This is a genomic window from Modestobacter sp. Leaf380 (assembly GCF_001424485.1).
Classification (GTDB): Bacteria; Actinomycetota; Actinomycetes; order Mycobacteriales; family Geodermatophilaceae; genus Klenkia.
On sequence record NZ_LMQC01000011.1, the window covers coordinates 40,308 to 47,343 of the forward strand.

General features: G+C 73.8%; 6 protein-coding genes. 4 read left to right on the plus strand and 2 right to left on the minus strand.

Annotated elements, in window-relative coordinates; genetic code table 11:
• The first annotated feature begins 264 nt into the window (after positions 1–264).
• From ASG41_RS23510 to ASG41_RS07905, 3 genes are all read left to right on the plus strand, one after another.
• Positions 265–1,107: a hypothetical protein gene (locus tag ASG41_RS23510; protein WP_162245543.1), complete on the plus strand. Its 843-nt coding sequence runs from the start codon at positions 265–267 to the stop codon at positions 1,105–1,107.
• 135 nt (positions 1,108–1,242) lie between these two features.
• Entirely contained in the window at positions 1,243–2,631 is a 1,389-nt protein-coding gene (locus ASG41_RS07900; protein WP_082556704.1) for a sugar porter family MFS transporter, read from the plus strand.
• Positions 2,632–2,692: 61 nt separating this feature from the next.
• Positions 2,693–3,454 carry a crotonase/enoyl-CoA hydratase family protein gene (locus ASG41_RS07905; protein ID WP_056292380.1) on the plus strand — a complete coding sequence of 254 codons (762 nt, stop codon included), beginning with the start codon at positions 2,693–2,695 and terminating at the stop codon, positions 3,452–3,454.
• Between the two features lie 57 nt (positions 3,455–3,511).
• On the opposite strand, the gene ASG41_RS07910 is transcribed toward ASG41_RS07905, so the two are convergent.
• Positions 3,512–4,381 carry an endonuclease domain-containing protein gene (locus tag ASG41_RS07910; RefSeq protein ID WP_056292384.1) on the minus strand — a complete coding sequence of 290 codons (870 nt, stop codon included), beginning with the start codon at positions 4,379–4,381 and terminating at the stop codon, positions 3,512–3,514.
• Between the two features lie 126 nt (positions 4,382–4,507).
• A complete protein-coding gene (locus ASG41_RS07915; RefSeq protein ID WP_056292409.1) occupies positions 4,508–6,073 on the minus strand; it encodes a long-chain-fatty-acid--CoA ligase in 1,566 nt (521 codons plus the stop codon).
• Positions 6,074–6,173: 100 nt separating this feature from the next.
• Here ASG41_RS07915 and ASG41_RS07920 point away from each other — a divergent pair, with 100 nt between their 5' ends.
• Complete coding sequence (locus ASG41_RS07920) at positions 6,174–6,929, plus strand: 3-hydroxyacyl-CoA dehydrogenase (RefSeq protein WP_056292389.1); 756 nt, start codon at positions 6,174–6,176, stop codon at positions 6,927–6,929.
• The last annotated feature ends 107 nt before the right edge of the window (positions 6,930–7,036 follow it).

Genomic DNA, 7,036 nt, shown 5'->3' on the forward strand with positions numbered 1-7,036 from the left:
GGGGTGGTGACGGAGCCGGCCGCCTCCTCCTCGACCTCGTACCCGGAGGAGCCGGCGTACCCGTCGGAGCCGTCGGAGCCCGCCGAGCCGTCTGAGCCGTCGGAGCCGACCGTGCCGTCGGAGCCGACCGAGCCGTCGACCCCGGCGGAGCCCACGCAGCCGTCGGAGCCGGCCGAGCCGACGCAGCCGACCGAGCCGACGCAGCCGACCGAGCCGACGCAGCCCACTGAGCCCGCTGAGCCGACCGAGCCGTCCACGGGCGCGGTGACCGCCACGGCCACCGTCGGGTGCCTGGGTGAGGTCAGCGTCGTCGTCCGTGTGCCCGGCCTGCTCGTCGGGACCACCGTGCAGGTCGTCGTGTCCGGCAGTGCGCCCATCGAGGCCGAGGTGCTGCCCAACGGCGACGTCGTCGTCCAGGGCATCGGCGTCCCCGAGCTCGAGCAGCCCGTCCTGGACGTGACCGTCGTCGTCGAGGGCGACATGGTCTACCAGGCCACGGCCACGACCACCCCCGCGCCGGAGAGCTGCGTGGACGAGGCCGCCAGCATCGTGCTGAGCCGCGACTGCGCCACCCCCGACCTGGTTCTCGCCAGCGTCGACGTCGTGCTGCCCGACGGCACCTACGGCGTCGCCGTGGTCGGTGCCTCGGGGAACCGCGACGTGGTGCTGGCCAGTGCCGACATCGAGGTCACCGGTGGTCGGCTGACCGGGACCCTGCCCCTGGTGAGCGCGGACGGCATCCTGCCGTTGGACGCCTTCACCGGCATCGCCCTGGTGATCGACGGGGCGACGTACGCCTCGGTCGCCGGTGACGACGTCTCGCTGCCCACGTGCGTCGTCCCGCAGCCGCAGCCGCAGCCGCTGCCGGTCGCCCCGGTCCACCCGGCCCCCTCCGTGCCGACCCAGCCGGCCGCCACGCCGTCCACCCCGGTGCACCCGGTCGCCACCCCCACTGCGGCGAGCACCACAGCCCGGTCGACCACCACCGCCGCACCCACCGCGCTGGCCCGGACGGGCTCGGAGTCCAGCAGCCTGCTGCTGCTCGCCGGCGCCTTCCTGGTGCTCGGTGGCCTCACCACCCTGGCCGCCCGCCGCACCGCCCGCTGACCCCCACACCCGGACGGCTCCCCTCCCCGGGGGAGCTGTCCGGGTGATCACCCCGTCTGCGGATGCCGGACCGCGCGAGCGGGCGGATGATCACTTGGTTGAGAGTTGCAACCGCACTCCGGGGAAGAAGGCAGCATGAGCGACACCGGTACCGAGGCCTCCCGCCAGGCGAGCAGGGACTCGGCCACCCACCGGCGGGCGGTGACCAAGGCCTCGGCCCTGACCGCCGTCGGCGGCATCCTGTTCGGCTACGACACCGGCGTCATCGGTGGCGTCCTGCCCAACATCAGCGACGACTTCACGTTGGACACGCCCTTCAGCCAGGGCACGGTCGTCTCGATCCTGCTCATCGGGGCCGCGGTCGGGGCGCTGGTCGCCGGCCGGGTCGCGGACTCCCTGGGCCGCCGCAAGGCGATCATCGCCACCTCGCTGGTCTTCGTCGTCGGCCTGCTCCTCTCGATCTTCGCGCCCACGTTCTGGGTGCTGCTGCTGTCCCGGTTCCTGATCGGCGTCGGCGTCGGCTCGGCGTCCTTCGTCGTCCCGGTCTACATCGGGGAGATCGCCCCGCCCGAGCGGCGCGGTGCGCTGGTCAGCCTCAACCAGCTGTCGGTGACCATGGGCATCCTGGTCAGCCAGCTGGTCGCCTACTTCCTGGCCGGCAGCGGTGACTGGCGGATCAGCGTGGGCCTGGCCCTGCTGCCCGCCGTCGTGCTGGGGCTGGGCATGATCCGCGAGCCCGAGAGCCCGGCCTGGCTGGTCCGGCAGGGCCGCGAGGACGAGGCGCGCGAGGTCCTCCGCACGTTGCGCGACTCCGAGGAGGCGATCTCCACCGAGATCGACGACATCCGCGGCACCGCCACCGAGGAGGAGAAGGGCGCCAAGCGCTCCCTGCTGGCCGCCAAGCTCCGCCCGGCGCTCATCCTGGGTGTCACCCTCGCCGTGGTCCAGCAGATCACCGGCGTGAACACCGTCATCTACTTCGCCCCGACCGTGCTGGAGAACGCCGGCCTGGGCTCCTCGGCCGCGCTGCTCGCGCTCATCGTCGTCGGGCTCACCAACGTGCTCGCCACGATCGTCGCCATCAAGGTGATCGACCGGGTCGGCCGGCGGGCGCTGCTGATCTGGGGCATGAGCGGCATGACCCTGGGCCTGGCCGGGCTGGCCGTGGCGTTCCTGTTCGACATCGCCGGGGCCGGCGCCGTCGTCACCACGATCGTGCTGGCGTTCTACGTGGGGTCCTTCGCCATCAGCCTGGGGCCGGTGGTCTGGCTGCTGATCAGCGAGATCTTCCCGCTGGCCGTCCGGGGTCGGGCCTCGTCGGTGGCCACGATGGCCAACTGGGTGGCGAACTTCGTGGTCGCGGTCAGCTACCTGTCGATCATCTCCGCGATCGGGGAGACCGCGACCTTCGGCATCTACGCCGTGGTCACCGTGCTGTCGCTGGTCTACGTGGTGAAGGCGGTCCCGGAGACCAAGGGCCGGAGCCTGTCCGACATCGAGCGGGAGCTTTCCCCCTCGCACTGAGTCGAGGCGGCCGGGACGGTCAGGGTTGACCGTTCCGGCCGCACCTGGCAGAACTCACCCCATGGCAACGGTGCTGACCGAGGTGTCCGAGGGCGTCGGCGTCCTGACGATCAACAGGCCGGAGGCGAAGAACTCCGTCGACCTGGCGACGACGGAGGAGCTCGCGGCGGCCGTCGACGACTTCGAGGCCAGGAACGACGTCGTCGTGCTGGTGCTCACCGGCGCCGGGGGGACCTTCTGCGCCGGGATGGACCTCAAGGCCTTCTCCCGCGGGGAGCGGCCCTCGCTGCCCGGCCGCGGGTTCGCCGGCCTCACCGAGGCCCCGCCCACCAAGCCGCTGATCGCCGCCGTCGAGGGCTGGGCGCTGGCCGGCGGGTTCGAGCTGGTGCTCACCTGCGACCTCGTCGTGGCCTCCCGCGAGGCCCGCTTCGGCATCCCCGAGGTGAAGCGCTCGCTGGTCGCCGCCGGCGGCGGGGTGCTGCGGCTGCCCAAGGCGCTGCCCTACCAGCGGGCCATGGAGATGGCGTTGACCGGTGACCCGATGGGCGCCGAGGAGGCGCACCGCTTCGGCCTGGTCAACACCCTCACCGAGCCCGGCGGCGCGCTCGAGGGCGCCCGCGCCCTCGCCTCCCGGATCGCCGCCAACGGGCCGCTGGCCATCCGGGCGACGAAACAGCTCGTCGCCGGCGCCGTCCGCTGGACCGACCGGGAGCTGCTCGACCACCAGGCCACCGTCACCGAGGCCGTGTTCTCCTCCGCCGACGCCCAGGAGGGCGCCCGCGCCTTCGCCGAGAAGCGCGCCCCCGTCTGGCGCGGCGTCTGAGCCGCATCGAGTGACACGCCAGCGTGGATGTCGCGGTCCTGCATCCACGCTGGGCTGTCACTCGGCGAGCGCCTCGCGGATGCGGCGGAGCAGCTGCTGCGGGTGGTGGAGGTCGGCGGCGGTCACGAAGAGGACCCGCCACCCGGCCTGCTGCAGTGCCTCGATCCGCCGGCGGTCGGTGGCCACCTGCCGGGTGTGCCACGCGCCCTCGTACTCCAGGGCGACCCGCTGCTGCGGCCAGGCGAAGTCCGTGCGGGCGAGGAACCGGCCGTGCGCCCGCACCTCGAACTGGGCGACCGGCGTGGGGACGTCGGCGGCGCGCAGGAGCAGGCGCAGGCGGGTCTCCTGTGGCGAGCCCGCCAGGCCGTCCGCCAGCGCGAGCGCCGAGCGCGCCCGCCGGCAGCCGCGGCCGGTGGCGCCGCCCGCCGCGTCGTGGAGCCAGTCCAGGCGGGTGACGCGGGCGTCCAGGAACCGGTCCAGCAGGACCACGCCCTCGACCAGCGGCAGCCGCGCCGCCAGCTCGAGGGCCGTCACCTCGGCCGTGGTGAGGGGGACGCCGGCCCGCGTCGTCACGGCACCGGTCGGCAGGGTGCGGCGCCGGACCGAGACACCTGCGCAGGCGCTGCGGCGGGCGCTCGGTGGGACGGTCAGTTCGACGGGGTCGTCGTCCCCGGCGAGGTCGGTGAGGCCCCAGAGCACGGCAGCGCTGGCGCCGGAGGCCACCGCGCCCGGGACCAGCAGGTCGACGGCGGCCCGCACCCGCAGCCCGTGGTCGACCGTGAGGGCTGCGTCGCAGTAGACGTCCGGGAAGAGACGCAGCCAGGCGGGCCCGCGCAGGTCGTTGGCGGACACCAGGCCGTCCCGGACGGCCGTGCTGCCACGGAACACCAGCCCCCGGAGGGCCGGTCGGGGGCTGGTGGGTGGCACCAGGGGAGCCAACCGCAGCGCCGTCCCCGCCGGGTCGGGCCTGTGGACGACGCCGAGTGGCACGTCAGCGTGGACGACGAGGCTGCACGTCCACGCTGACGTGTCACTCGGCGCAGCGCGGGGCGGTCAGACGGCCGGGTCGGCGACCAGGCTGCCGGCGGAGTGCTGCTGGCGGAGCTGGGTCTTGAGCACCTTGCCGCTGGGGTTGCGGGGCAGGGCGCCGACGACGGTGAACTCGCGCGGGCACTTGTAGCCGGCCAGCCGCTCGCGGCACCAGGCGGTGAGCTCGGCCGGGGACGGCGGTGCGGCCGGGTCGCGCGGGGCGACGACGGCCAGCGGTGCCTCGCCCCAGCGGGCGTCGGGCACCCCGATGAGGGCGACCTCGGCGACGTCGGGGTGGGCGGCGAGGACGTCCTCGACCTCGGCGCAGTACACGTTCTCCCCGCCGGAGATGATCATGTCCTTCTTGCGGTCGACGACGAAGAAGTAGCCGTCCTCGTCCTGCCGCACCAGGTCCCCGGAGTGGAACCAGCCGCCGGTGAACGCCTCGGCGGTGGCGTCGGGCTTGCCCCAGTACCCGCGCATGACCATGGGGGAGCGGTAGACGATCTCGCCGACCTCGCCGCGGGGGACGTCGACCATCGCCTCGTCGACCACCCGGACCTCGACGTTGAGCATCGGGGTGCCGACCGAGCCGATCTTGCGCAGGGCGTCCTCCCCGCGCAGGAAGCAGGTCACCGGCGCGCACTCGGTCTGCCCGAAGGCGGTGACCAGCTCGGCGGCGGGGAAGGCCGCCATCATCGACCGCAGCAGGGTGGTGGAGGCGGGCGCGGCACCCCAGGAGATGCGGCGCAGGGCCGAGAGGTCCCGCTCGGCGATCCCGGGGACGGCGACGACCGCCTGCCACGCCGCGGGCACGAAGAAGCACGAGCTCACCCGCTCGGCGACGATCTCGTCCAGGGTGGCGGCCGGGTCGAAGGCGCCCGAGCGGGTGAACACGAACGTGCCGCCGTAGAGCAGGGTCGGGAGCATCCCGGAGACCGCGGCGATGTGGAACAGCGGCGCCCCGTAGAGGCTGACCCGGTCGTCGCTGCTCCAGCCGAGGTGGGCGACGTGGCTGAAGGCGTGCATCAGCAGGTTCCGGTGGGTGAGGACGGCGCCCTTGGGCTTGCCGGTGGTGCCCGAGGTGTACATCAGGAACGCCGGGTCGGACTCCTCGACGGCGCGCTCGACCGGGGTGGGGTCGGCGCCGGCCAGGGCGGCCTCGTAGTCGGCACCCACGGTCAGCACCGTCGTCAGGGCCGGGGCACGGTCCCGGGCCTTCGCGGCGGTCCCGGCGGTGGCGGGGTCCACCACGAGGGCGACGGCGCCGGAGTCGGCCAGCACGTAGGCCACCTCGTCGGCGACCAGCCGGAAGTTCACCGGGACGGCGATCGCGCCCAGCCGGACCGTGGCCAGGAAGGTCTCCACCACCTCCAGGCCGTTCAGCGCCAGGACGGCGACCCGGTCGCCGTGGCCGACCCCGCGGTCGGCGAGGACCGCGGCCAGCCGGGTCACCCGGTCCTCCAGCTCGCGGTAGGTGCGCCCGGTGCCGGCGAACCGGAGGGCCGCGGCGTCGGGGGTGGAGCGGGCGTGCCGGGCCAGCTGGTCGGAGATCGTCATGCCGCGCCAGGTCTGCTGGTCGGTGGTCATCGGGGGCTCCCTGCTGCGCGGCGGGTGGGTGGCGTGGGTCATGCTGTCGGCACCGCCGTGGACGGTCAACCCTGACTGTCATCGATCGAGAGGAACGCCCGTGGACGTCACCGATGCCGTAGCAGTCATCACCGGAGGGGCCTCGGGCCTGGGCCTGGCCACCGCGAAGCGGCTGCGTGCGGCCGGTGCGCAGGTCGTTCTGCTGGACCTGCCCAGCTCGGCCGGCGAGCAGGTCGCCGGGGAGATCGGCGGGCACTTCGTCGCCGCCGACGTCACCTCGCCCGAGCAGGTCGAGGCCGCCCTGGACCAGGCCGTGGAGCTGGGCCCGCTGCGCGTGGCCGTCAACTGCGCCGGCATCGGCAACGGCATCAAGACCGCCGGCAAGAAGGGCGCCTTCCCGCTCGAGGCGTTCCAGAAGGTCATCCAGGTCAACCTGGTCGGCACCTTCAACGTCATCCGGCTGGCCGCCCAGCGGATGCTGTCGGTGGACCTGCTGGGCGAGGAGCGCGGTGTCATCGTCAACACCGCCTCGGTCGCGGCCTTCGACGGCCAGATCGGGCAGGCGGCCTACTCGGCCTCCAAGGGCGGCATCGTCGGCATGACCCTGCCGATCGCCCGCGACCTGGCCAGCGAGGCCATCCGGGTGGTCACCATCGCCCCGGGCCTGTTCAACACCCCGCTGCTGGCCGGGCTGCCCGAGGAGGCCAAGGCCTCCCTCGGTGCCCAGGTGCCGCACCCGGCCCGGCTCGGCGAGCCCGACGAGTACGGCTCGCTGGTCGCGCACGTCGTGGCGAACCCGATGCTCAACGGCGAGGTCATCCGGCTCGACGGCGCCATCCGGATGGCGCCCCGCTGACAGTGAGGATGGGGGCGGCGTCATCGGGGGTCGTCTGACCCGGTGTGCTGACCGACGCGGTTGCTGTCTTGGCTGAGATCTGTCGGCGGCTCTCGGTGGCGCTGTTG